This window comes from Bacillus sp. AFS088145, from assembly GCF_002564465.1.
GTDB lineage: Bacteria > Bacillota > Bacilli > Bacillales > Bacillaceae_G > Gottfriedia.
Window position 1 is genome coordinate 247,872 of sequence record NZ_NUUX01000021.1, and the last position, 26,527, is coordinate 274,398.

The following is a 26,527-nucleotide window of genomic DNA, read 5'->3' on the forward strand; positions in this document are numbered from 1 at the left end:
AATGATTCAATGATAAATCAATGGAAACTTTTTTTAGCTTTTTTTAGAGTAGGAATGCTAGGTTACGGAGGAGGTCCTTCTTCTATACCACTAATCCACACTGAGGTTGTTGACAAGTATAAATGGCTAAATAAGGATGACTTTTCAGATGTACTAGCAATTGCCAACGCTCTTCCAGGTCCAATCGCGACAAAGCTTGCAGGATATGTAGGTTGGAGAACAGGTGGCGTGGTAGGTATGTTAAATGCCATTATCGCAACAACTCTACCGACTGTTTTCCTACTAATGCTATTGTTATCAACACTCAATCACTTTAAAGGTGTTGCCTGGGTACAAGGCATGTCGAATGCAGTTGTTCCAGTTGTGGGAGTTATGTTAGCAACCTTAACTTGGGAATTTATTGAGAAATCGAAAGAGTCTCTTGGCTGGAAAATTACTAGTTTGATTGTAGTTGCTAGTTTTATCCTTTTATATTTTTTAAATGTACATCCTGCTATCTTAATTGGATGTTTAGTTGGATATGCCTTTTTCTCAAAAAGTAAAAATGAAAAGAAGAAGAAGGTGAAGGCATCATGATTTATTGGAAAATATTTTTAGCATTTTTCTTACCAGGCATTTTCGGATACGGAGGAGGACCAGCTTCGATCCCTCTTATTGAGAATGAAGTTGTTGATAAGTACGGATGGTTAACCTCAGTTGAATTTAGTAACGTACTTGCGCTAGGCAATGCGCTTCCAGGTCCGATTGCTACAAAGATGGCTGGATATATCGGATATGTTGAGGGAGGCGTATTTGGTTCTTTTGTAGGACTATTCGCATCAATCGCACCTTCTCTAATCTTGATGATTGCTTTATTAAGCATATTAATGAAGCATAAAAACTCACCAAAAGTCAAAAAGATGACTTCATTAGTTAGACCTTTAATCGCCGTTTTACTTGGCATTATGGCCTTTGACTTTTTTAACGATTCTTATAATGGGGTAGGTGTAACGCAAACAATTATTATTAGCGTGCTTTCTTTATTATTTTTAGAACGTTGGAAAATTCACCCCGCATATGTAATCGGAGGTGCACTTGTTTATGGTGCAGTATTTTTATCTTAAACAATGAACAACTTTTTTGTTTTATCGGAACATTATTGAAGCAATACCATTAAGGGGTTGCTTTCAATAATGTTTTTTTATTTAATCAGCTCAAAGCTAAAGAATAAAAAAAAGGCAATTATTTTACACATAAAAAAGTATTTCAACTTTTAATGTGAATTATGTCACAAAATAGACAATTTATAGACACGATTTAGACAAATAAGATTAAGTCAAAACCCCTTTAGAAAAGTAAACTATAAGTAACAAGAGTACCATTGAGTGGTTCTCTAAAATTTACTTAATGAATTGTTTGTGAAAAAATGTTCAAAGTTTTGCTCGAGCTTAATGGAAATTTTTTTGAAATGATTTTATCCTAAGGGGGATGAACTGTGAGTGTATTAGAGCTTGCAAGAATACAATTTGGTTCCACTACAATTTTCCATTTTTTATTTGTACCACTTTCAATAGGTTTAGTATTTATGGTAGCAATCATGGAAACATTGTATGTTTTTCGAAATAAAGAAGAATATAAAAAGTTAACAAAATTCTTTGGGCACTTATTTTTAATTAATTTCGCAGTTGGTGTTGTGACAGGTATTATTCAAGAGTTTCAATTCGGTATGAACTGGTCTGAATATTCCCGTTTTGTTGGGGATGTTTTTGGAGCACCACTTGCAATTGAAGCACTTTTAGCATTTTTTATGGAGTCTACATTTTTAGGAATTTGGATATTTGGTTGGGAAAAACTTAATAAAAAAATACATTTAATGTGTATATGGTTAGTTGCTTTCGGAACGTTAATGTCTGCGTTTTGGATTTTAGCAGCCAATTCTTTCATGCAGGAACCAGTAGGCTTTGCCATTAAAAATGGTCGTGCAGAAATGACCGACTTCTTAGCAATCATTACAAATCCACAACTTAAAGTTGAGTTTCCTCACACAATTGCTGGAGCATTAGCAACTGGAGCGTTATTTGTTGCTGGTGTAAGTGCATATAAAATCTTAAAAAAACAGGAAACAGAATTATTTAAAAAAGCGTTTAATCTTGCAATGGTGTTCGCGCTAATTGCAGGAATTGGTGTTGCATTTAGCGGACATTCTCAAGCGAAGCATTTAATGAAAACTCAGCCAATGAAAATGGCTGCAAGTGAAGGGCTATGGAAAGACAGCGGTGACCCTGCAAGCTGGATGGTCTTTGGTCTGATTGATTCGAAAAAGAAAGAAAACAAATACGAGGTAGAAGTACCATATTTATTAAGTTATCTAGCTTATGAGAAGTTTGAAGGTAAAGTACCTGGTATGAATACATTACAAAAGCAGTACGAGAAATTATATGGTCCTGGAAATTATATTCCACCAGTTAATACAACTTTCTGGAGCTTTAGAATTATGGCAGGAGCAGGAATGGTCATGATCTTAATGTCGATGCTAGGTTTATATTTTAGCTATCGTAAAAAATTAGAATCAAAAAATCTATTCTTAAAGGCATCAATTTTACTAATTTCTTTACCGTTTATTGCAAATACAGCTGGATGGGTTATGACGGAAATAGGTCGCCAACCATGGACTGTATTCGGTTTAATGACTACTGCTGCTTCTGTATCACCAAATGTTTCAAAAGGATCACTGATTTTTTCAATCACAACATTTACAACAATGTATGCAATTTTAGCAGCTGTTTTAGTTTACTTGTTTGTAAAAGAAATTAAAAAAGGAACACATCATGTTGAAACTGAAAAAGTTCCTACGGTCGATCCGTTTGAAAGGGAGGCGACAATTGTATGATTGCGTTAAATGAATTATGGTTTTTACTCGTAGCAGTTTTATTTATCGGGTTCTTCTTCTTAGAAGGCTTCGACTTTGGTGTAGGTATATCTACAAAGCTACTAGCTAAGAATGATACCGAAAGAAGAATTTTAATAAACACAATTGGACCGTTTTGGGACGCAAATGAAGTATGGTTATTAACGGCAGGTGGAGCAATCTTTGCAGCTTTCCCAAATTGGTATGCAACGATGTTTAGTGGATACTATATTCCGTTTGTATTTGTATTAATAGCATTAATCGGACGTGGTGTTGCTTTTGAATTTAGAGGCAAAGTTGAAAGTTCTAAATGGGCACAGACTTGGGATTGGGTAATTTTCTTCGGTAGTTTATTACCACCATTTCTATTCGGTGTATTATTCTCAAGTATCCTTAGAGGAATGCCAATCGATCAAAATATGAATATTTCTGCTGGTTTTACAGATTACGTAAATTTATTCACAGTAGTTGGCGGAGTAACGGTAACATTACTGTGCCTCTTACACGGATTAATGTTTTTAACATTAAAAACGGTTGGAGAATTAAGAAACCGTGCACGTTCTCTAGCACGTATGGTAATCATGCCAGTGTTCTTATTCTTAGTTGCCTTTACTGGTATGGCATATTTTGAAACGGATATGTTTAAAGTAAAAGCATATATAACAGTTCCACTTATTTTATTAATCGTAGTATCTTATATTCTTGCTACAATATTCATCTTAAAAAAACGCGATGGTTGGTCATTTGCTATGTCGGGTCTTGGTATTGTACTAACAGTCGGGACACTGTTTACTTCTCTGTTCCCAAGAGTCATGATTAGTTCAATCAAAAATACGTATGACTTAACTGTTTATAATGCTTCATCTGGTCCTTATTCATTAAAGATAATGACAATTGTTGCATGTACATTATTACCATTCGTACTAGGTTACCAAATTTGGAGTTATTATGTGTTTAGAAAAAGAGTGGATGAGAAGGATTTGACTTATTAATGGGAAAAGATCTTATTAAATATAAAGGGATTAATCGTTTATTAATAATCCTATCTTTTTTAACAATTATACAAGTAACGGCAATTATTATTCAGGCATATATGCTTTCACAAGCTATTGTCAAATTGTTCAATGGGAAAAATAGTAGCGATATATTATACGCTACTATTTTCTTCATCCTTACATTTATCTGTCGTTATATTATTTCTACTATTAAGCAGAAATGTTCAGAGCATTTTGCAGACATTGCTTCATCTGAAATGAAAATGAAAGTTTTAGAAAAGCTTTTTAAACTTGGACCTAGATTTGCAAGGAAATCAGGAACAGGTAATATTGTAACGCTTATTATGGAAGGAACTACTCAACTAAGAAATTACCTAGAAATCGTTCCATTGAAAATGATTAACTTAGCAATTGTCTCACCAGTAATCGTGATCTATATTTTCTTTGTTGATAAAGTTTCTGCACTTATACTAATCGTAACATTTCCAATCATTATTATTTTCATGATTTTACTCGGTTTGGCAGCTAAAAAGAAATCAAATAATCAATGGAAGGTTTACCGTATTTTATCGAACCATTTTACTGATTCATTACGTGGTCTAGAAACACTAAAATTTCTAGGATTAAGTAGAAAACATATTAAAAAGATAGAAAGTGTAAGTGAAAGATACAGAGAAGCAACGATGGGCACATTAAAAGTAGCTTTTTTATCTTCATTTGCACTAGATTTATTCACAATGCTGTCAATCGCTACAGTTGCTGTCTTTTTAGGACTTCGTTTGATTGACGGAGTAATTTTATTAGGCCCAGCACTAACAATTTTAATTTTAGCTCCTGAATATTTCTTACCAGTTCGTGAAATTGGAGCTGATTATCATGCAACTTTAAATGGTCAAGAAGCTGGAAAAGCAATGCAAGATATTTTAGATGAGCAAGAATTTAAGATTCAAGAAAATGCACCTATATCAGATTGGAATCATGCTAGCGAAATTAATTTAAAGGATATTTCAGTAAGACCCGAAAAAGATGGTCAAACGATTTTATCAAATATTAATATGAGTATTAAAGGGTTTCAAAAAATTGGGATTGTTGGAGAAAGTGGTTCTGGTAAGTCAACACTTATTGATTTAATAGGTGGATTTTTAGAGCCAGAAAATGGGACTATTCAAATTTCTGGTGAAGAGGTATCACATCTGCAAATACAAGATTGGCATAAACAGTTAATCTACATTCCACAAAGCCCTTATATTTTCTCAAAATCATTAAACGATAATATAAGCTTCTATAAACCTAATGCCACTACAGAAGAAATTGAAAATGCAGCTGTTCAAGCTGGGTTAACTTCTTTAATAAAAGAATTACCAAAAGGATTAGAAGAAAAAATTGGCGAAGGTGGAAGAGCTTTAAGTGGCGGGCAAAGCCAACGAGTTGCGCTTGCTAGAGCATATCTAGAAAATCGTCCGATTCTTTTGTTAGACGAACCTACTAGTCATCTTGATATTGAAACTGAGTTTGAATTAAAACAAACAATGCTTCAATTATTTTCTGGTAAATTAGTATTTTTGGCTACACATCGCTTACATTGGATGAAAGAAATGGATCATATTATTGTGATGAATGAAGGTAGCATCATTGAAGTAGGTACCCATGAAGAACTATTAAAGAAAAAAGGTCATTATTATCGATTAATTCATAGTTAGAAGGTAAAAATATGTTAAATAAAAATGGATGGATTTTACCATATATAAAAGAAAATCGTCGTTTATTTATAGTTGTGATTTTCTTAAGTTCACTGACTATATTTGCAGCGGCTTCTCTTATGTACACCTCTGGCTATTTAATCTCTAAAGCAGCAACAAGACCTGAAAATATATTAATGATATATGTACCAATTGTTGCTGTACGTACTTTTGGTATTTTAAGGTCGGCTTCTAAGTATGTTGAAAGATTAGTCGGACACAATACTATTTTAAAAATCTTATCTAGAATGAGAACAAGACTTTTTAGTAATCTAGAATCGTATGCACTTACGATCAATTCGAAGTTTAAAACAGGTGATATTTTAGGTCTTTTAGCTAATGACATTGAATATTTACAGGATATTTATTTAAAAACTATTTTCCCTGGAATTGCTTCATTGTTTATCTATTTTATATCGGTGGTAGCACTTGGATTCTTCTCTGTTCCATTTGCAATATTAACTGCAGTCATTTCCTTTGTTTTAGTAGGTGTCCTACCGTATTTTTCATTATTAGTTGAAAAAGCGCGAACTTACGAAATAAAAAAGGAAAAGAGTCATTTATATGAAAATTTAACTGATGCAGTTATGGGAATTAGCGATTGGCTATTTAGTGGTAAACAAAATATCTTTATTAAAAATTATAGAGAAATGGATGAATCGGTAAGAAATATTCAAAACAAGGAAAAAAGATTTAGAAGATGGCGCGATCTAATTGCTCAATGTATTGTAGCGGTTTTAGTTTTAATGATGCTATATTGGGCGGGGAATGAAAGTTTAGCTGGAGAAATTCCAAGAACTTTTATCGCCGCATTTGTTTTAGTTTTATTTCCTTTAACAGAAGCTTTTATTCCACTATCGAGTTCTCTTGGAAGTGTCCCTGTATATAGTGATTCAATTAATCGTTTAGAAGGGATTAAAGAAGTGAATCGTTATCAGGAATCACTAACGATTGAAGGAGATATTGAAGATTATCGAAAAATCGAATTCGAAAATGTATCTTTTCATTACTCGAAAAACGAAACTATTTTAAATAATGTTTCTTTTACAATTGAGGAAAACAAAAAAACTGCTTTATTAGGTCCGAGTGGTTCAGGAAAATCAACTATTCTGAAGCTAATTGAAGGAGTAGAGAACCCTATTGAAGGAAGTGTTAAAATAAATGAGATCGAAAGTATAGCTCTAGGAGACCAAATTTCAAAAGTTGTGTCTGTACTTAATCAAAAGCCATATTTATTTGATACTACAGTTATAAATAATATTCGTTTAGGAAATCCAGCAGCAAGTGATGAAGAAGTAATCGAGGTTACGAAAATGGTAGAACTGCATGATTATATAGCATCACTTCCAGAAGGCTATAATACACCTATGCAAGAAACCGGGGTAAGATTCTCTGGTGGAGAACGTCAAAGAATTGCTTTGGCCAGAATACTTCTTCAAAACACACCAATTGTTATTTTAGATGAACCAACTGTCGGATTAGATTCAATAACGGAAAGAAAACTACTCAAAACGATCTTTAAAGTATTAGAAGGAAAGACTGTATTATGGATCACACACCATTTAATCGGTGCAGAAATGGCTGATCATATTCTTTTCTTAGATAAAGGTAAAATCGCTATGAAAGGCTCACATGAAGAACTTTTCAAAAACGAGGACCGATATCGCAACCTTTTTGAATTAGATCGACCATTTAGAGTAATTGAATAGTTGTTAATTAGGAGACACTGGCTAATATGCCAGTGTCTTTTTTAGATACTAAATACAGTTTGACGGAAAATGATTTACATGATATATTTATCTCGAATTCGAGATATCTTGAATTCAGAATAAATTTTAATGAATTTTTTCAGTATTCTTCAGCAATAGATTCACAAAATAAAAAAGTTAATATATAAAAATAATTTATATGGAGGAATTAGTATGAATGGCTTAAAAGGAATTCATCATGTAACAGCAATAACTAGTAGTGCAGAAAAAAACTATGAATTTTTCACTTATGTTTTAGGGATGCGTTTAGTAAAGAAAACAGTCAATCAAGATGATATTCAAACGTACCATTTATTCTTTGCAGATGATAAGGGAAGTGCTGGAACGGACATGACATTTTTCGATTTCCCTGGAATTCCAAAAGGTGTACATGGTACAAATGAAATTTCAAAAACATCCTTCCGAGTACCAACTGATTCGGCATTAGATTATTGGGTGAAGCGTTTTGACAGATTAGAAGTAAAGCACTCAGGAATAAAAACACAGTTTGGTAAGAAAACATTATCTTTTGTTGATTTCGATGACCAGCAATATCAATTAATTTCAGATGAGCATAATAAAGGAATTGCTTCAGGCACACCATGGCAAAAAGGACCAATCCCATTAGAGTATGCAATTACAGGTCTAGGACCAATTTTTGTCCGAATAGCTAATTTCGCATTCTTTAAAGAAGTAATTGAAAAAGTATTTTTATTCAAAGAAATTGATAAAGAAGGTTCATTCCACTTATTCGAAGTTGGTGAAGGAGGTAACGGTGCTCAAATTATTGCTGAGCATAATGAAATATTACCTCAAAGCATCCAAGGCTTCGGTACTGTTCACCATGTAGCTTTCCGTGTAGAAGATACGTCCGTATTAAAAGAGTGGATAAAACGTCTTGACTCATTCCGTTTACCAAACTCTGGCTATGTAGATCGTCACTTCTTCGAGTCATTATACGCAAGAGTTGCTCCACAAATCTTATTCGAATTTGCAACAGATGGTCCTGGATTTATGGGAGACGAACCTTATGAAACACTTGGTGAAAAGTTATCTTTACCTCCATTCTTAGAACCAAAACGTGATGAAATTGAAGGAATGGTTCGTCAGATTGATACTGTAAGAAGTACGAAGGAATTTATTAAAGAATAGGACTTTATATAAAACAACACTCACAATTTATGTGGGTGTTGTTTTGTTATTTCTACTCCTACTGGAAGTTTGGATACAGAATATGTATCAAAAATTGGTGCGACAAATATTCAAAATTTATCCAACTGTTAAAAATTACCTAAAAAATTAATGCATAAAACGCTTTGTTATTCTAATGAAATTTTTCACTGAATAAAAATCTTATGAACTAAAATAATTTTTTAGGAGAGGGAACATGCATAGTACATCAGGTAGGCGTTTATCGAAGGATGAAATGGTTACTTTAATACAAAATGGACTAGAGAGGACAAATAATCCGAAAAAGATTGTTATAGTAGGAGCGGGAATTTCAGGATTAGTAGCAGGTTTTTTATTAAAGGAAGCAGGGCATGAAGTGACGATTTTAGAAGCAAATGGTCGAGTAGGTGGACGGATTTTTACGAAAAGAGCGCCTTTTATTAATGATCAATACTTGGAATTGGGTGCAATGCGTATTGCTTCTGATCACAAACTTGTACTTGAATATATAAATAAATTTAACTTAAAAGTAAATGAATTTGTAAATGGAAAGTCAGAGGATATTATCTACGTTAACGGGATAAAAACAACTCAGAAGCAATATGAACAGAATCCAGATATTTTAGGTTATCGAGTAGCGGTTAATGAAAAAGGGATAAATGTTGATCAGTTTATTGAAAGATCGCTAAAATCAGTAATGGATTTTATTCATCAAAACCCTGATGAGAATTGGAAAACCATTATTGAAAATTATGATCATCATTCGATGGAATCTTTTTTAAGATATAACCCAATCGGAACGCCTTTATCGCCTGGTGCTTTAGAAAAAGTAAAAGTACTTCAAGGGATGGAAGGATTTCCTGAGCTTGCCTTTACTGCTATTTTAAGAGAGTTCATTGTGTTATTTTCAAAGGATATTAAGTTTTATGAGATTACGGGTGGAAATGATCAACTACCTAAAAAGTTTTTAACACAATTGAAGGATAATCTATTCTTTGGACAAAAAATGAATAAAATCGTGCAGGAAAATAATCAAGTAACGATTCACTCAGATCATTATACAAGCCATCTGCCTTATCAAACTACTGCTGACTATGCCATTATTACTATCCCCTTTTCATTATTAAACTTCATTGAAGTCGTTCCAAGAAATTCATTTTCTTATGATAAATGGAAGGCAATACGCGAATTACACTATGTTCCCTCTACTAAAATTGGACTTCAATTTAAAAGTAGATTTTGGGAGAAAGATGGGACATTAGGTGGGAAATTAACCACAGATTTACCAATCAGATTTGCATATTATCCAAGTAATCATAATGGTAAAAATGGATCGGGTATTGTTTTAGCTAGTTATACTTGGGAAGATGATGCATTGATTTGGGATAGTATGTCTGAAGATGATCGGATAATGAATGCTTTAAGCAATTTGGCAACGATCCATGGCAATCAAGTTTATACAGAATTTATTACAGGTTACACTCATAGTTGGGCTCTATATCCATACTCTGGAGGAGCATTTTCTATGTTCAAACCAGAACAAAATAGAGAGCTGACGCCTTATATTTCCACTCCTGAGGGGCGAGTACATTTTGCTGGTGAACATACATCTTCTGCGCCTGCATGGATTGAGGGTGCAATCGAATCTGGCATTCGGTCAGCATTTGAAGTAAATAGCCGAACCTTCGTTGAACGATAAAAATTCATTTTTTATATTTCCATTGAATATAGTAAAAATAGTGGATGTCTTTTTATTTGAGGGAGTGATCAGTTTGAACGAAAATAATCAAGGACTTCAATTTACCCCTGTGAAATCATGGAATGTTTTTCATGGCCCAAATGACCCTTGCCCACCAATTGGTACAAAATATTACTCTACACCTCCACACTTATATTTAGGATTTCAGCCACCAGGACTAGAGCAATTTTCATACAAGGAGGCATTGAAAAAAGGCACTTTATGGAAAGTGTTTTATGACTTTTACGAAAATCCATATAAAGCTAGGAGGGATTAAAAATGACTGAGCAACTTCCTCCAGAGTATTATCAGGATTTAGAGGAACTGCAAGCTGTTGATTTCGTCCTTGTAGAACTAACCTTATATTTAGATACTCATCCAGGTGATCAAAATGCAATTAACCAGTTTAATCAATACGTCCAATATAAAAAACAAATCGAAGCTAATTTCGAATCAAAATATGGACCACTATATCAATTTGGTGGCAGTTATTCAGATCAAAACTGGAACTGGCATAAAGGCCCATGGCCATGGCAGGTTTAGAAGGAGGGAATATTCATGTGGATTTATCAAAAAAAACTACAATATCCAGTTAAAGTGAGTACTTGTAACCCTATGCTTGCCAAATTTTTAGTTGAACAATACGGTGGAGCAGACGGTGAGTTAGCTGCTGCCTTAAGATACTTAAATCAACGATATTCTATTCCAGATAAAGTTATTGGACTTTTAACAGATATCGGAACTGAGGAATTTGCACATTTGGAAATGATTGCTACGATGATCTATAAGTTAACAAAAGATGCAACTCCAGACCAAATGAAAGCTGCCGGATTAGATACACATTATGCATCACATGATAGTGCACTATTTTACCATAATTCAGATGGTGTGCCGTTCACTACGGCTTATATACAAGCAAAAGGGGATCCAATTGCGGATTTATATGAAGATATTGCAGCTGAAGAAAAAGCTAGAGCTACTTATCAATGGATAATCGATCTTTCTGATGACCCGGATTTAAATGATAGTTTAAGATTTTTAAGAGAACGTGAAATTGTTCATTCACAGAGATTTAGAGAAGCTGTAGAAATTCTGAAAGATGATCGTCAACAGCGGAAGATTTTTTAATTGATTGAAATTATCTTGAACCTGTTCCTTGTATTTTATCGGGAACAGGTTTTATTTTTTTTTCTTGTTTTGGGATTGATTGATAAATGGGCGGTTTCATTAGTCAATTTAAATAATACATGGGAGCCCACTTTTTAATTGGAAATGTTGCCGAAGAATGAGTTATTTAAACAGTGTCTCTTAATTTATGTTGATAAAATTGCTTTTTTTTATAGATAATTAGCAAATTTTTTTTAAGTTTTTATTCTATAGGGCATATTTGCTAGTTCGCCATTTGAAATGAGCTTCTATTGTAGTGTATTCAAGGTCATAATACCTCTACTAGCATGGGTAATTATTAAGTTTATTTGCGATTCTCTTGAGTTTAATTGCAGTTCTGCTAAATTTAATTGCGATTCTCTAAATTTAATTGCACTTTTGTCAATTTTAATTGCGATTTTCAGATTTTATTTGCAGTTCACTGTTTATTTCCAGTATATCTTCATTTATTTGCAGCCCTAACAGACTTAATTGCAGCTGAGCCTCAACAAACTACATCTTCCCCATTAAAAAATAAGGGGTCTCTAGGACTCCCTCATTTTATCTTATTTCTTCTTAAGAATTGAGATCAGTAAAGCAATCACCGAAAGGACAGCCGCCCCAATTGACATAACAAAAGGAGTATTACTAGAATTTGATTTTTCAGTATCTGCCTTAACCGTTTCATCTTTTGTAGTTTTAACAGTTTCACCTTTTACAGTTGTGTCTTTTACGATATTCGTAATTGAGTGTGGTGCTTCTGATTTTTCGTCACCTGTCCATTCAACAATACTGCCATCTTTATAATATTGATATGCATCCCAAGCTCCATTTACTTCAGCGTCAGGGTTTTTGGCCATAAATACGAATTGTTGAAATTGTCCAGCTAGAATACCTTCATTTTCTGCACTCCAAGTAACGGATGTAACAACACCGTTTGCATCCTTTGTTTCGCTAAACTTCCATTCTGCGACTGGTTGATATGAAACAAATTCAAATTTTGAAGGAATTTTAAGTGTAACTTTTGTTGTAGCTATTTCTTTTTCAGACGGTACTTTCATTGTGTATGTTTCCCAAGCACCAGGAGTTGAAATTTTAGGATTAACTACAACATGCGCACTCGCAATCCCAGTGAAGAACATGGTCATAGCGAAAGCTGAAGCGATAATTTTAGTCGTTTTTGAAAAGAATTTTTTCATTTTAGTTGGTCTCCTTTATATGTCTTCAATCATTTACTACCTACAATATATTTAAAATCTACATCAACAGAATCGAAAGAATTCGTTAAAATGTGGACTTTTACATTCCAATGTCCTGCCATATCGGTATAAAAACCTTGTGTTTCATAAACACCCGCCGAAGTTTTCTTAACTTGAGTAGTGTTATTCCCCATATTCATGTCAGTGTTTTTAAAGGTAAGCGTAACTTGTTGAATAGAGGACACAGGTTTATTATTTTTATCTCGTATATTAATTTTAAATTTGTTTTTACCGACTATGTTCGGAGTAGAGTGTAATGTAACTGAATAACCTTTATTTAACTTTGTGTTACTAAAAGGACCAGGTGATTCCATTGCAGTTGGTAGGTTTGTTAATAAGGATGATAGGATTAGAACGATTACTCCTATACTTATTTCAAACCAAACAGACTTTCCTAATTTATTTTTTCTCTGTTTTCCTTTGATAAAATGAATCAATCCTAAAAGTAGCATCACTAGAAATAAGATCACTTTTCCGCATAAAACCTTGCCATAGGTTGTATGTAATAAAGAGTAAAAGTTGGGTATATACTTTAAGCTTGCGTAAATACCAGTTGCCATAAGTAAAACGACTGATAATGTTGCCCAACTAGAATATCGTTGGATCGTTTTCCAATAAACTTCATTCGTGTCATGTTTCTTATGCGTTTTAGGAAGTATATAGTTTATGCCAATTAATCCTCCTAGCCATATCGAAACAGAGAGCAAATGAATAAAATCAAAGAAAACTGGTAAAAATTCATTTTGCATAGATGCATGCCCAATAAAAGCTTTTGAGATTAGTAAGAAAATGCCGATTAATAAGGCACTTAACCACCAGTAGAAAGAACTTTTTTGTTCACTTCTCCAAGCCATAAACAGTGAATTAGCTAGAACAATAAGTAGGAGAATTTGGATTACCCATACACTTCCGAATTTTGTACTGTTCATTGTTTCCAAAAGCAAATCTTTGTGAAAAATACTTTGCCATGAACCATTTGTATAGTTTTTTGTTTCAACTAAAAGGCTGAAAAGCACACTAAATAATATTCCAAAATAGAAGATTAACAGTAAAACTTTAGTATTTTTAAAGACATTAGTTCTATTTTTCTGGTCTTTTTTGTAAATAAATAAACTGAAAAATAAAAGTCCTACAAATAAAAGTAAACTCATGTATTCAATCGAGTAGGTTCCCATTAAGTCTGTATTGGGTAGGGATTGGTTCGGTTTATTCAAGATATTTGATGTAGTATCAACTTTGCCTACTCTGAATGGAATTACACCATTTACTGAATGGCCATCACTAGAAATTACCTTCCAAACAATATGATAATTTCCATCTGGTAAATTAGGTTTTAAGCTTCCTTCTAAAATTGAATGATTTTGCTTATTTAGATTGCCATTTCGCAAATCAACTCGATTACCTACCTCATCTAAAACTTGTAAAGAATGAAATGCAGACTGTACTGATTCATCAAATTGTATTTGAATACGTTGAGGAGATTTTATAAAAACTTCATTCTCTTTAGGTGTAGATTTGATGATATAGGCATGTGCTGAAGCTAAGGACGGAGAAAAAGCGGCAGCAATCAATATTATTAAGAAAGAAAACCCCATAATTCGGATTTTCATTTTTTTATGTCACCTCATATCTATTGGAGTAAATTAGAAAATAAAACAACTTCTAAATTCTAAAGTAAAATTGTGATAGAAATGTGATAAACTTTAAAATTTTATTAAGATTAGGGATTAGATCGTATGATTATTCAATGGTGTATTACTCTTTATACAAAAAATAATCCACAAGTAAGACCAATTACTTGTGGATTTTTCTTCATACATTATTTATTTAACAAGCAACTTACCAACGGATTTAGATGGCTCCAAAGAGATGTTATATTCTCCTTTTAATGGATTATTTAATAAGAGAATATTTTTTCCAGTTTTCAATGGAATGTTAATACCTAAGTCTGCAGAGGCCAATCTTGCATTGCCCCCGACATCTGGGTCAACATCAACAATAATTTTAGTCATTGTCGCAGGTTTGAATAGTGTATTTTTCGGACTAAAACCTGATGGTGTTACGTGAATTGTTGCGTATTGAAGGTCATTTTGATCATCTTGTTTTGCAGCTTGCTTTTGTGGTTGCCCAATTACACCAACTTTTACTTTATTCATATTAACGGTAAATATGATGGCAAATATAATTAGGATTGATGTTAATACGACAGTACTGTTTGATGATTTGGCATGATTTCTCTTATTCTTACTTTTTTGTTTTGAATTTGAAACTAGCTTTCGATCAACGAGAAATAACAATAGATAAATAAAAATAATAAACAGAATATCCACAATAACAATCGTTTTACTTGAAATGAATGTCATATATCCGATGACAAACCCGATAAACGCTCCGAGTAGAGATGCTAACGTTTCTGTAATGCCTTTATCAATTAGTTTCTTCGATAGAACAAAAATTAAAATGACTAACAAAAGGTTCAAAACGAAAGCCAATCGTACATTATAATTTGTAGTTAACATGATTAAGAAACTAATTGTAGCTGAGGATACACCGACCAATAAAGAGATCGTTGATTTTAAAGTACTAGGAAATCTCTCTTTATTTCGATAAAAATGATTAAAGCTATAACACGTAAGAAGGAGTACTAAGAAAAGACTTCCATACTTCAATACCATATAAACACCTCTAGGTTAGTTTTAAAGCTACAGCTTCGATCCAAAGTTCCAATCTGGATACACGTATTGAACACTTGGAGATTTAGCTGGCTCTGATTGTTGAACGTTTATTTTAATGACCGTTTGCCCATTAAAGCTTGTTTTTCCGATGGTTCCTGTAATTGTTACCCAAGAATCATTAGTAAATTGCTGTGAATTGATTGATTCTGCAATAATACCAAATGGTGAAATATCGGCAATACAATGAGTCATACCCATTCGTGCAATAATAAATTGATTACCTGATAACTTTGGGTCCCTATAGATAAATCCCTTAATTTTAATTTGTTTATTTTGGAAATTGTCGACAAACGTATTCATTGATTGTAGCTTTTCAATAAACCACTTGTCCTTCATCTCGATTGTGCTCTGTTTGTACAGTAGCATCCCAAGTTTAGCGTAATCTTGATCATACACATTTGTTTTGAACATTTTTTTTAAAGCAGGGTCCTCATGACCTTCCACTTCAACAGCCTGTCCATTTGTAGAAGCTTGAACAGCTAGTCCTTTAAAATTCATTTTTTTGTTATTAGCAAGAGAACTAGAACTCGCATGGTTTGGCAAAATATATCCGAGCAATAGAGGGAATAAAAATAGACTGTAAATAAAAACATCTTTTACGACTGATTTTTTTAAAAGATGATGATGCTCATGACTAAAAACTTGGTCGTGACTATGATCATGACCACAATCACAAATAATGACATGTCTTTTTAATGAAAGAACGGCTATATAGATTTGAACGAGTGAGACACTTAACAAAATAGCAGCTGCAATTTTTACATAAATGACAAGCTCTGGAACGATAAATTGCAGGATTTCGTCTGTAAGTGTCAATTGAAAGATATAAATAGCAAGTCCTAAGAGAATAGCAGCTTTTATAAAATGATGAATCGAAGTGGAGTTGATTTTATTTTTCAAAATAGATCACTGCCTTTATAAATTAATAGACTGTAAAACAAGCGTTCCAATGAAAACAAAAATGAAAACTAACGTACTAAGTAATAAAACAAATCGAGATCGGAAAACAGCAAGCATCATCAAGACCCCTTTAATATTGATCATTGGCCCGAAAACCATGAATCCTATTAATGAGCTTTTTGTAAAAATCGTTTGAAGTGATTGAGCGACAAAGGCGTCTGATGTTGAACAAAGAGATAATATAAATCCTAATCCCATCATTAAGACATTTGATGTTGAACCACTTTTTCCTAATTCAATTAAACTATTTTGTGATACGATAATTTGAATTAGAGCAACAATGATCGAACCGAAAACTAAGTACTTCCCCATATCAAAAAATTCATTTACTGCATGACCGACGATCTCAATGAACTTATTTTGAGATGCGGTATTGTGTTTATGATCGTGATGATGATGATCTTCATTTGTTGGTACGGCTTGTTCTCGTAATTGGTTTGATTTAACAAATTGAAAAACAATCAGTCCCACGATTAGTGCAACTACAAAAGCAAGTCCCATCCGATAATATGCAACAGTTGGTTGATTACGAAAAGCTGTTATTGTTGATAAAAAGACAATTGGATTTAAAATCGGTCCGACTAATATAAAAGTGACAGCGACATATAATGGCATTCCTTTTTTTATCAATTTACGAATAGCAGGTACCATTCCACACTCACAAATCGGAAAGATGATGCCTAAAACACTTGCTGCGATTATACCTAATAAAGGATTTTTCGGGATAAACCGACTGACCATTTGATCTGTAACGAAAACCTGAAGGATCGCTGAAACGAATACACCGATTAAAATAAAAGGCAAAGCTTCGATAATAATACTAATAAAGATCATCTTAAAGACTTGTAGTTTAGTAATTGAAAAAACTGAACTTAGTCCTGTTGTAGATGAAATATATAATAAAAATACAAATAGTAAACAAATAATAATTAGAAAATGTCGATTTGAATTGACTGGCGATCTTTTCTCGGTAGCAATACTTCGCAAAGGTTTCACTCTTTCTGTTTAAGATATGATACGTTCATATAACCAAATTCCACCTAATATAAAGGCAATCGTAGAGGTTGAAATAATTGCATTCCTCGAATACTTCGAGCGATGTAATTGTGTTAATAGTGGTAGTAATAAAAGTACAATCGAAAGCTGAACCACTTCAATTCCAAGGTTAAAGCTAACTAAATCGGCTGCTAATTCACTTTTCGAAAGATGCATTGCTGTTAATAAATCTGCAAAGCCCATTCCATGAATTAATCCAAAAATAAAAGTTAATACCCATCGATGACCAATGTTTTTACGGAAGATATTTTCAATCGCTACATAACATATACTAATCGCAATTGCAGGTTCGACGATATAAGAAGGAACTGAAATGATGCCTAAAACAGTTAGTGTCAAAGTCAAACTATGTGCGACTGTAAAAGCAGTAATTACTTTAGCAAACTGCTTAAAACTTTGTCTTGCAATCAGTAGTGAAAGTAAAAATAGCAAATGATCATAACCTGTGAGAATATGGTTCATACCAAGCTTTAAAAACGTTACCCATCCTTTAGATGATGTATTTGTAGTAGAGTCCGAATGGGATTCTTTTTTTATTACAGCCTGTTGCTGTTGTTTTACAGGTTGAATTGTATTCGGATCATTGCTTAATCCCTCATAAGCACTGTCACTAAGAATCATAGACCACATACGGCCTTGATCTGAAAGAGCAGCAGTACTACTTTCATTTCCGTAGTTCACTTTCAACAAATCAACATAGGTTGTACTTGTATTTGTATCTTTTTCGTACAAATGATCAGCAAGACTAATAGATTGAGAAGGTTGGATTGCAGGGTAATCAACCTCAAGGATGAGCTGGGTAGCATCACCTTTGCGGTTAAGCTCCAATTTATTTACCTTTGTCCAATTTTGTTTTTCTCCATTCATTTTCAGAATAAGATTACTCTGGATCGTGGATTCTATTTTCTTCTTTATTGCCTTAAATTCATCTGGATCTAACATTCCGTTCTTATTTACATCCCCGCCTGTTAATTCCATGACAGAAACTTCATCCAAAGCAAAGTTCATTGTAGTTTTTAATTTTAAGAGATTTAGTGTAGTGTAACTAGCACTTAATGAATGAGCTTCTGCAGTTCGAAATGATGTACTAAAAAAAATGAGAAAGCAGAAAACTAGGGGAAAAGCACGACTGAATCTATTTTTTTGTAAGTAAAAAATACTATTATTCATTTGTTTCCTCCGGGAAATAAAAGTAAGAAAGACATAATTATCGTACAAAGTAAATGTTACAGAATTGTTTTTGAATTGTAAAGAGTTCGTAAATTCAGACTAGTATTGTAGAATTTTCTATGATATACATTATATAGTTAACTGGCGTTAACTAAATTTAAGTGAGGAGAGGAGCGTATTCTGTAATTATTTCCCGATGGTGAAATAGTCCTATGTTTTTGAGAAAAGGTTTTGGTTATTTAGGGATAACCTAATAGTAAAATAGTCTTGTGTTTTTGAAAGAAGGTTTTGGTTAATTAGAAATAAAAAATTAAAGTGGGGAAATTTTCATGCACAAAATAATGCATAAGTACAAAAGGTATTTTGGTCTTTTTGCAACGATACTATTGCTATTATCAACAATTAGTCCACAAATGGCTAAAGCAGTCACTTCAACTACTTTAGCAAAATGGGATTTTAGTAATGGGCAAGTAACAACACCATCTGCTGGAATACCTGACAATATGAATAGTAATATAACGACAACTGGTTCTAAGGTTACTGGTTATAATGCCGGTCCTTCTGGAAATACAGTTATTAACGCAAATACATGGTCAAATAATAATTCATATTGGGAAGTTTCATTATCAACAAAAAACTATGAAAATATAACTCTTTCATCTAAACAATATAGTTCTTCAACGGGGCCAAAAGATTTTAAACTTCAATATAGTTTGGATGAAAATTCATGGGTTGATGTTCCTAATGGTTCTGTTTCAACGGGAAGTGCTACATGGTCAAGTGGGGGACAATTAAATAATGTAGCGTTGCCAACTGAGGTAAATGACAAGAATTTAGTTTATTTAAGATGGATTGTCAATTCACCATTAGCTGCAAAAAATGACGGTACTAATTTTAGTACGACAACTGGTACAAGTCGTATTGCTGATATTGTTATTAATGGTGAGACAAACGGATCACCAGCTTTAGAAAAAACAGCTACACCTGACGCAACAAAAATCAATTATTCTACAAATTCAACAGTAACTGGAAATGCTGGGGCAGTCGCAAGTAATTCCAGTGTAAAGATTTATAATGATAATAATAAACTAGCTGGTACAACTACTGCTTCAGCGGATGGTGCATTTACCGCTACAGTTACCAATTCACAATCGGTTGTATATGTTACTGCACAAGAAAATGGAAAAGCTGAAAGTGATAAAGTTTCAGTGAATTTCTCAGGTTCTGTCGTTCAGAAAACGGCCGCTCCAATAGCTACAAAAATTACTTATAATTCATATACAAATGTATCAGGTACTGCAGGAGCAGTTACTGGTAATGCAATCGTAAATATCTATTTTGATGACAATTCAATAGTAGCAACTACAACAGCTGCAGCAGATGGTTCATTTAATGTAACATTTGCAAATCCTGGTTCAAAATCAGTGGTTAATTTAGTTGCTCAAGAAGCAGAAAAGACTCCTAGTGATCGAACTGCTGTAAACTATACTGGTCCAACTGAAAACCCAAAAGTAGTTTCACCAAGTGACGTAGTATTTAGCCAAATCTATGTAAATGGTGGTAATGGGGGAGCATTCTACAAAACAAAGTATTTCGAACTTTACAATAATACAGATAAAGATATTAATTTAACTGGCTGGTCTATTGCTTATACTTCAGCATCAACAATGAGCTTTGGAGCAGGGCAAGCTTTATCAGGCATTATTAAAGCGCATAGTTACTTCTTAGTAGCAGGTAGTACAGGTACGACAGGACAAGCACTTCCAGTAATTCCAGATAGTACGACTACTTTAAACCCAAGTGGTTCAACTGGTGGCGCATTAGTACTTGCAAAGAAAACGACAGCTGTTACAGGAGTAGATGACCCAGACGCAATTGATTTACTAGCGTATACGAATGGTACAGCAGTTTATAAAAACCCTCTATATTGGGGAAGTCCAATTTCAGACTCTACAATTGGTGGAGGTACAATTCAACGTAAAACAAATATCGGCACAGACCCACGTTCAGCATATGGACTTGGAAATGGCTGGTTTACAAAAGATCCTTCAAAAGATTTCGTTCTGAATAAACCAACAAGTGCGAACTATTCTGATGAAATGGTCGTACATAACTCAAAATTTATGCCTTCTCCAGATGGATCTAAGATAACTTATACAAAGTCTAATGGTACATCTACCGTTACGGGGCAAGCTGGATCAGTACCTGCTTCATCTACTGTGAAAGCCTATTTTGAGAGTGAAGGTAAATTAACTAACAGGCAACAAGTAACTGCAGAAGCAGATGGTTCTTTTACATTAAGTTTTACGGATTCTAGTGATCAGACATCTATCTACTTAACAGAAACTGATTCCACTCAACCTACTCCAAAGGAAAGTTACTACGCGAGAGTAGATGTTGCTGGTAAGGATAAATCAGTTACTTCAATTAGTGAATTAAGAAAAAATGATGAAATAGGATTTCCAATCAACAATGGTTACTCCACTACAATTGAAGGAGTAGCAACAACAGATAATCAGCCTAATGGCGATGTAAGTACAAATTTCTTTATTCAAGATCAGGCAGGTGCAATTAATGTTATCAATCATATGAATCCTGCTACTACGATTCAAGCAGGAAATAAATATAGCATTGATGGACGAGTAGTATTTACAGCGGGGATGACTCAGTTTATTCCAACGGCGATTCGATTTGTTGGAAACGATCATTTACCGGCAGCTACAAATATTACGATCGGTGAGCTAAATGAGGCAACTGAAGGTAAACTAGTTTCATTTACTGGAAAAGTAACAAATGTACCTACAGAAGGCCCAAATTATGATATTACAGTAAGTGACGAATCTGGTGAAAAGTTAGCAATCGTCCGTATTCAAGGTTCTTTAGGTAATATTGAACAAGGTCAGACATACACCTTTACAGGTATTGTCAACCAATATAAAAAAGCTGCACCTTTTACAAGTGGCTATCTACTTTTACCAAGAAACGCAAGTGATGTAAAAGGTCAATTAGTTTTAAATCATACTCCAATTACAAAAGCTTATACGGGAATGGATGCTGCCTTTAATGCCGTTGCAAAGAATGCAGATTCAGTTACGCTTTATTATAAAGGAGAAAATGACACTACTTATCGTTCAGTGATTATGGACACTGCAGACCATATTAATTACAATGGGAAAATTTTAGAAGCAGATGTTCCAAAAGTAAAATTCTACTATTATATCGAAGCGGAAAATGTAGAAGGCAAACAAGCTGTAGGTAGTTCTTCAAAGCCTTTAGCGGTGGAAGTAGTAGATGATCAAGATGGTCCTAGATTTTTTAACGAGTTACCTGCAAATGGGGATAAAACTGATTCAAGACATCCTGAAATCGTTGTAAAAATGGATGATCCAAGTGGAATCAATCTTTCATCAGCAGCTATTTCAATCGATGGTCAAGATAAAACTTCAATCGCAACAATTAATGACACGGAAATTAAAGTAAATCTTACAACTGCAAATGAATTAACTGAAGGTGACCATACAATAACGGTTTCTGCAAAGGATAAATTAAATAATCCTTCTACCTTTACATGGAAATTCACAGTTACAGAAAGATTTACTGGTGGAAATCATTACCGTGGAACAACACATAACCATACGAATATTTCACATGATGCTGCAGGTAGTCCTGAAGAAGCATTAAAAGCTGCTGAAAAGTATCATTATGATTTCTTTGCCTTCTCGGATCACTCTCACGATATCGATGCAGATCTTGTTAATAAAGATACTGTTGATCATAAAGGTTTTAAAGAGAGAACAGGTGGGACTGATTGGCAGTTAACAAAGGATTTAGCAAAACAATATACGAAAGATGGTCAATTCGTAGTTTTCCCTGCGTTTGAAATGACATCAACTACATGGGGTCACTCAAATGTATTCGGAACTGAAAATTTCATTGATCGCGTTGTAGATGGTGGTGCTTATCAAAATTTACAAAAGTATTATGGTTGGGTATTAACATATGACAATATCGTAGCGCAATTCAACCATCCAAAAATGTCTGCAAATGCATTTGATAACTTTATCCCTTATAACAAAAATTTAGACAAGCTATTCACAATGCTTGAGGTAGGGAATGGATCAGGAAAGTATTCATATGCAAACGCAGAAGATAAATACTATAGTGCTCTTGATATCGGCTGGCATGTTGCACCAACATATGGTGAAGATAACCATGATGCAACATGGGGTCAGACGAAGAAGCGTACTGTAATCGTAGCAAAAGATTTAAGTCAAGATGCTCTACTTGATGCAATGAAAAACAAACGTGTATATATGGCAGAGGATCCTAACTTTTCATTAGATGTATCGGCAAGTGGCTTTTATATGGGGTCTACAGTGGATACCGATACATTAGATTTTAATATAACAGGTAAAGATCCTGTTTTAGAGCAAGCTAGTGATCCAGATTATAGCTATATAAAAACTGCTTCTAACGATGCAATCGCAAAGGTAGAATTAATTACAAATCATGGAACAGTGATAGACAAGTATGTTCCAACAGATGATTCAACTTCATTTAATTGGAAGCCTAGCTTTACAGTTGTAGGCGGGCAACAATGGTTCGTTGTAAAAGTTACGCAAAAAGATGGAGACCAAATTTACTCAGCACCAATTTGGTCACAACAGAAAGACTTAGCGGTAAAAGTAAGTGATGTTACAACGAAAGATGGGGCGATTATTGGTGGACTTTCAGCTAATTTAACAGCGGGAATAAGTAACCAAGGAACTTTAGATGTTAAACAAGTAACTGCTCATTTCTATTATGACAGCATTGATGCAAACCATTTTATTGCGGATGCTTCAATCGATTCGCTTCCATCTAACTCATCAGCAAGTGCTAGCGTTACATGGACGAACCCAGTTCCAGGTACACATAATATCATTGTTGTTTTATCAGCCGCTGATGGACATGATCTCGGCAATAATAAATACGAGCAATCATTTACAATTAAAGCTCCATTAAACAAAGTGGTTATGATTGATGGTTCTCACAACAATGAGAATTCAAAACAAGACACTGGCACATATAAAGATAATTTTAAACTATTTACAACCTTAATGAAGCAACAAGGTTATACTGTAGCAGAAAACTCTTCACTGCTTACGCAACAAGTATTAAAGAATGTTAGTGTATTAGTCGTTACACACCCGGCTACAGCATATTCTGCTAGTGAAATTTCAGAGATTAATAATTTCGTGAAAAATGGTGGATCTTTATTACTGACAGAAAAGAGTAACTTTGGTGCTACAAATCAAAATATAAATAGTATTTTATCAGGTGTGGGTTCAAGTATTTTAGTGAACAATGATGGAATTTTTGATGAAACACATGACGGTAACTTCTGGGGAACACCACTGACTGCTAATTATGCGGTTAGATTACACCCAACGCCGAATCAAAAAACAACTTTAACGGATTTCATTCAACCGATTGAGTTTTATAGTGGATCTAGTCTTGCTAAAAATGATGGTTCAGGGAATAAAGTTCCATTAACAGACAGTGATACTGTAAAAGTTCTAGTTCAAGGAAATGAATCTACATTCCAAGATACAACTACTATTAAATCGGATACTGTAAAATACAATGTTCAAACTTCGAATGGAAAAAATGGTCCAGCATTAGAGCAAGTCACTGGTGGCTCTAGTATTCCGATCATTGCTTCTGAACAAGTTGGAAATGGTAGAGTATTCGTTTCAGGTATGAATATCTTTAATGATAAACAAATGGACCAGACATATAATCCAAAAGGTAATGACCCGTTTGCAGTAAACGTTGTAAACTGGTTGTCTCATCTTGATCCAGAAGTAAAGTCGATTGGTGATGCTCGTAAGCTTGCAGAAGGAACGAACGCTGTTGTTGAAGGAACTGTAACAGCTACTTCATTCTTTGATGCTGCTTACATTCAAGATGATACTGGTGGAATTATGGCCTTTAATGATGTACCAGCAGGAAGTCTACAAGTTGGCGATAAGGTACGCATATATGGTCATATAAAAGTATTTGAAAATAACTTCGAATTAGAGTTTGGTAGTTTTACAGAGAGTGTTGTAAAGCTAGGTAAAGGAACGCCAATCGAAGCGAAGGTTGTTAGTACAAAGGATTCAAATAATGAAGAGAATCAAGGTCAATTAATTAAAGTAACTGGTAAAGTTGTTTCTAAGTATGACGATAACTCTTATATCATTGATGACGGTTCAGGACCTACATTAGTATTTACAGATGGATACGTAGTGAACCAAAGCGGGCCGGTACCAAATCTGAATATTGGGGATACATTAGAAGCAACAGGTCTAGCAGGTAAATTCTCAGAAGGAAATCGTATACGAGTAAGGGATACGAAAGAATTAGTTGGAACTCATTCTGCTGCTCCAAAAGCTCCTGTAGTGAATGCTATTTCTGATCAAGATGAGAAAATTACCGGTACATCTGAAGCAGGTGCAAAAGTAATTGCAAAAGTAAATGGTAATGAAATTGCTAATGCAATAGTGGATCAAACTGGAAACTTTGAAATGAAAATTACAAAACAAGCAGCTGGTACGAAAATTGTAGTAACAGCACTTGGCTCAGCAAATAATGAAAGTGATGGAGTAGAAGTAATTGTAAGTGATAAGACTGCTCCAAACGCACCTGTTGTAAATGAAGTACAAGATAATAGTACGTATGTAACAGGAAAAGCAGAGCCGGGATCAACAATCACAGTTTCAAAGGGCATCGTAATTCTAGGTCAAGCAGTGACAAATCAAGATGGTAACTTCAGCGTATTATTAGATACAAAACAAAGTGCAGGAACAAAATTATCTGTTGTTTCAACAGACAATGCAGGTAATAATAGTTCAATAGCTGAAGTAATTGTAGTAGATAAAACAGCACCGAATGCTCCTGTCGTAAATGAAGTACAAGACAATAGTACTTATGTAACAGGAAAAGCAGAGCCGGGAACAACAATCACAGTTTCAAAAGGGATTGTCATTCTAGGTCAAGCAGTAACAAATCAAGATGGCGACTTCACTATTTTATTATCTTCAAAACAAAGTGCAGGAACAATATTATCAGTTTTTTCAACAGACAAAGCAGGTAATAATAGTTCAATAACTGAAGTAATTGTAGTAGATAAAACAGCTCCTATCAAACCAGTTGTTAATGTAGTGGGTGATTCTGACACACATGTAACTGGGACGGCCGAAGCAGGATCGACAATTATCGTTTCTGTAGGAAATAAAGCTATTGGTTCAGCAAAGACAAATAGTAATGGAAGTTTTGACGTATTAATTGCAAAACAATTAGCTGGAACAGTATTAACAATTGTTTCTACTGATTCAGCAGGAAATAGTAGTGCAAAAGTTGAAGTAACAGTAATAGACAAAACACCTCCAGCAGCACCAACTGTTAATACGGTAACGAATAAAACTGATGTTATTACAGGAACAGCTGAACCAGGATCTGTAGTAGTTGTTAAGAATGATTCTACTAAATTTGGGGAAGTAACTACTACTGCTAGTAGTAGTGGTAAATTTACGATTACAATTAATTCTAACTTAAAAGCTGGAACGATTTTAACAATAACATCCACGGATAAGAGTGGAAATGTGAGTCCTACGACTACTATAACTGTTGTCAAATTCAATAAAGTTTAAAAAGAGGATTTTATATCTAACTTTTAATAGGGAAAGTTAAATTTCGATAAAAAAGATAATATTCATCGGTAAAATGTACTGGAATAGATTGGGGCTGTCTCATAAGTCAGGATAACTGACATGAGGGCGGCCCCCTTTTTAATTCAAAAAATAATATGTATGCCTCGGTTAGTGGGAGGTATCCAGCTGAGAATATCAATTGTAGTTAAAATGATTGCCCTTTTTATTGGAAACTAACAGACTTTTTT

General features: G+C 34.0%; 18 protein-coding genes. 12 read left to right on the plus strand and 6 right to left on the minus strand.

Annotation, left to right across the window (positions count from 1 at the left end):
* Positions 1–12 precede the first annotated feature (12 nt).
* The 11 genes from COI44_RS14330 (at position 13) to COI44_RS14380 (ending at position 11,405) form a co-directional block, all read left to right on the plus strand.
* Complete coding sequence (locus tag COI44_RS14330; RefSeq protein WP_069034998.1) at positions 13–576, plus strand: chromate transporter; 564 nt, start codon at positions 13–15, stop codon at positions 574–576.
* Positions 573–1,103, plus strand: a complete 531-nt coding sequence (locus tag COI44_RS14335) for a chromate transporter (RefSeq protein WP_069034898.1) — start codon at positions 573–575, stop codon at positions 1,101–1,103. The genes COI44_RS14330 and COI44_RS14335 overlap by 4 nt, the downstream gene beginning before the upstream one ends.
* A gap of 371 nt (positions 1,104–1,474) precedes the next feature.
* Positions 1,475–2,869, plus strand: a complete 1,395-nt coding sequence (locus COI44_RS14340; RefSeq protein WP_098428567.1) for a cytochrome ubiquinol oxidase subunit I — start codon at positions 1,475–1,477, stop codon at positions 2,867–2,869.
* Complete coding sequence (gene cydB / locus COI44_RS14345) at positions 2,866–3,879, plus strand: cytochrome d ubiquinol oxidase subunit II (RefSeq protein WP_098428568.1); 1,014 nt, start codon at positions 2,866–2,868, stop codon at positions 3,877–3,879. The genes COI44_RS14340 and cydB overlap by 4 nt, the downstream gene beginning before the upstream one ends.
* Positions 3,879–5,582 (plus strand): thiol reductant ABC exporter subunit CydD, encoded by a 1,704-nt coding sequence (gene cydD / locus COI44_RS14350; RefSeq protein ID WP_098428569.1) that lies wholly within the window; start codon positions 3,879–3,881, stop codon positions 5,580–5,582. The genes cydB and cydD overlap by 1 nt, the downstream gene beginning before the upstream one ends.
* Before the next feature lie 11 nt (positions 5,583–5,593).
* On the plus strand, positions 5,594–7,330 hold the full coding sequence (cydC, locus tag COI44_RS14355; RefSeq protein ID WP_098428570.1) for a thiol reductant ABC exporter subunit CydC: 1,737 nt from the start codon (positions 5,594–5,596) through the stop codon (positions 7,328–7,330).
* A gap of 213 nt (positions 7,331–7,543) precedes the next feature.
* A complete protein-coding gene (locus COI44_RS14360) occupies positions 7,544–8,521 on the plus strand; it encodes a ring-cleaving dioxygenase (RefSeq protein WP_098428571.1) in 978 nt (325 codons plus the stop codon).
* Between the two features lie 235 nt (positions 8,522–8,756).
* Entirely contained in the window at positions 8,757–10,238 is a 1,482-nt protein-coding gene (locus COI44_RS14365; RefSeq protein WP_098428572.1) for a flavin monoamine oxidase family protein, read from the plus strand.
* Between the two features lie 109 nt (positions 10,239–10,347).
* Entirely contained in the window at positions 10,348–10,554 is a 207-nt protein-coding gene (locus COI44_RS14370; protein ID WP_098428670.1) for a spore coat associated protein CotJA, read from the plus strand.
* Between the two features lie 2 nt (positions 10,555–10,556).
* Positions 10,557–10,820 (plus strand): spore coat protein CotJB, encoded by a 264-nt coding sequence (locus COI44_RS14375; RefSeq protein ID WP_025569246.1) that lies wholly within the window; start codon positions 10,557–10,559, stop codon positions 10,818–10,820.
* Positions 10,821–10,835: 15 nt separating this feature from the next.
* Positions 10,836–11,405: a manganese catalase family protein gene (locus tag COI44_RS14380; RefSeq protein ID WP_088014459.1), complete on the plus strand. Its 570-nt coding sequence runs from the start codon at positions 10,836–10,838 to the stop codon at positions 11,403–11,405.
* Between the two features lie 584 nt (positions 11,406–11,989).
* Here the strand turns inward: COI44_RS14380 and COI44_RS14385 are convergent.
* From COI44_RS14385 to COI44_RS14410, 6 genes are all read right to left on the minus strand, one after another.
* Positions 11,990–12,622 carry a YcnI family copper-binding membrane protein gene (locus tag COI44_RS14385; RefSeq protein WP_098428573.1) on the minus strand — a complete coding sequence of 211 codons (633 nt, stop codon included), beginning with the start codon at positions 12,620–12,622 and terminating at the stop codon, positions 11,990–11,992.
* A 29-nt stretch (positions 12,623–12,651) separates the two neighbouring features.
* Positions 12,652–14,292: a copper resistance CopC/CopD family protein gene (locus COI44_RS14390; protein ID WP_098428574.1), complete on the minus strand. Its 1,641-nt coding sequence runs from the start codon at positions 14,290–14,292 to the stop codon at positions 12,652–12,654.
* A 213-nt stretch (positions 14,293–14,505) separates the two neighbouring features.
* Complete coding sequence (locus COI44_RS14395) at positions 14,506–15,357, minus strand: hypothetical protein (protein WP_098428575.1); 852 nt, start codon at positions 15,355–15,357, stop codon at positions 14,506–14,508.
* Positions 15,358–15,384: 27 nt separating this feature from the next.
* Entirely contained in the window at positions 15,385–16,317 is a 933-nt protein-coding gene (locus COI44_RS14400; RefSeq protein WP_179887131.1) for a TIGR03943 family putative permease subunit, read from the minus strand.
* Positions 16,318–16,332: 15 nt separating this feature from the next.
* The gene (locus tag COI44_RS14405) at positions 16,333–17,364 is read right to left on the minus strand and encodes a permease (RefSeq protein WP_286163920.1); all 1,032 of its coding nucleotides are present in this window, start codon (positions 17,362–17,364) and stop codon (positions 16,333–16,335) included.
* A gap of 18 nt (positions 17,365–17,382) precedes the next feature.
* Positions 17,383–18,603 carry a HupE/UreJ family protein gene (locus tag COI44_RS14410; RefSeq protein WP_098428577.1) on the minus strand — a complete coding sequence of 407 codons (1,221 nt, stop codon included), beginning with the start codon at positions 18,601–18,603 and terminating at the stop codon, positions 17,383–17,385.
* 329 nt (positions 18,604–18,932) lie between these two features.
* Here COI44_RS14410 and COI44_RS14415 point away from each other — a divergent pair, with 329 nt between their 5' ends.
* The gene (locus COI44_RS14415; RefSeq protein WP_098428578.1) at positions 18,933–26,279 is read left to right on the plus strand and encodes an Ig-like domain-containing protein; all 7,347 of its coding nucleotides are present in this window, start codon (positions 18,933–18,935) and stop codon (positions 26,277–26,279) included.
* Positions 26,280–26,527: the final 248 nt, after the last annotated feature.

What these genes read in the sequence shown, in the direction of transcription:
- cydD (WP_098428569.1), top strand. Translation starts at nt 3,879, where the DNA reads ATGGGAAAAGATCTTATTAAATATAAAGGGATTAATCGTTTATTAATA.
- COI44_RS14380 (WP_088014459.1), top strand. Translation starts at nt 10,836, where the DNA reads ATGTGGATTTATCAAAAAAAACTACAATATCCAGTTAAAGTGAGTACT.
- COI44_RS14385 (WP_098428573.1), bottom strand. Translation starts at nt 12,622, where the DNA reads ATGAAAAAATTCTTTTCAAAAACGACTAAAATTATCGCTTCAGCTTTC.
- COI44_RS14375 (WP_025569246.1), top strand. Translation starts at nt 10,557, where the DNA reads ATGACTGAGCAACTTCCTCCAGAGTATTATCAGGATTTAGAGGAACTG.
- COI44_RS14395 (WP_098428575.1), bottom strand. Translation starts at nt 15,357, where the DNA reads ATGGTATTGAAGTATGGAAGTCTTTTCTTAGTACTCCTTCTTACGTGT.
- cydB (WP_098428568.1), top strand. Translation starts at nt 2,866, where the DNA reads ATGATTGCGTTAAATGAATTATGGTTTTTACTCGTAGCAGTTTTATTT.
- COI44_RS14335 (WP_069034898.1), top strand. Translation starts at nt 573, where the DNA reads ATGATTTATTGGAAAATATTTTTAGCATTTTTCTTACCAGGCATTTTC.
- COI44_RS14390 (WP_098428574.1), bottom strand. Translation starts at nt 14,292, where the DNA reads ATGAAAATCCGAATTATGGGGTTTTCTTTCTTAATAATATTGATTGCT.
- COI44_RS14365 (WP_098428572.1), top strand. Translation starts at nt 8,757, where the DNA reads ATGCATAGTACATCAGGTAGGCGTTTATCGAAGGATGAAATGGTTACT.
- cydC (WP_098428570.1), top strand. Translation starts at nt 5,594, where the DNA reads ATGTTAAATAAAAATGGATGGATTTTACCATATATAAAAGAAAATCGT.
- COI44_RS14410 (WP_098428577.1), bottom strand. Translation starts at nt 18,603, where the DNA reads ATGAATAATAGTATTTTTTACTTACAAAAAAATAGATTCAGTCGTGCT.
- COI44_RS14360 (WP_098428571.1), top strand. Translation starts at nt 7,544, where the DNA reads ATGAATGGCTTAAAAGGAATTCATCATGTAACAGCAATAACTAGTAGT.
- COI44_RS14415 (WP_098428578.1), top strand. Translation starts at nt 18,933, where the DNA reads ATGCACAAAATAATGCATAAGTACAAAAGGTATTTTGGTCTTTTTGCA.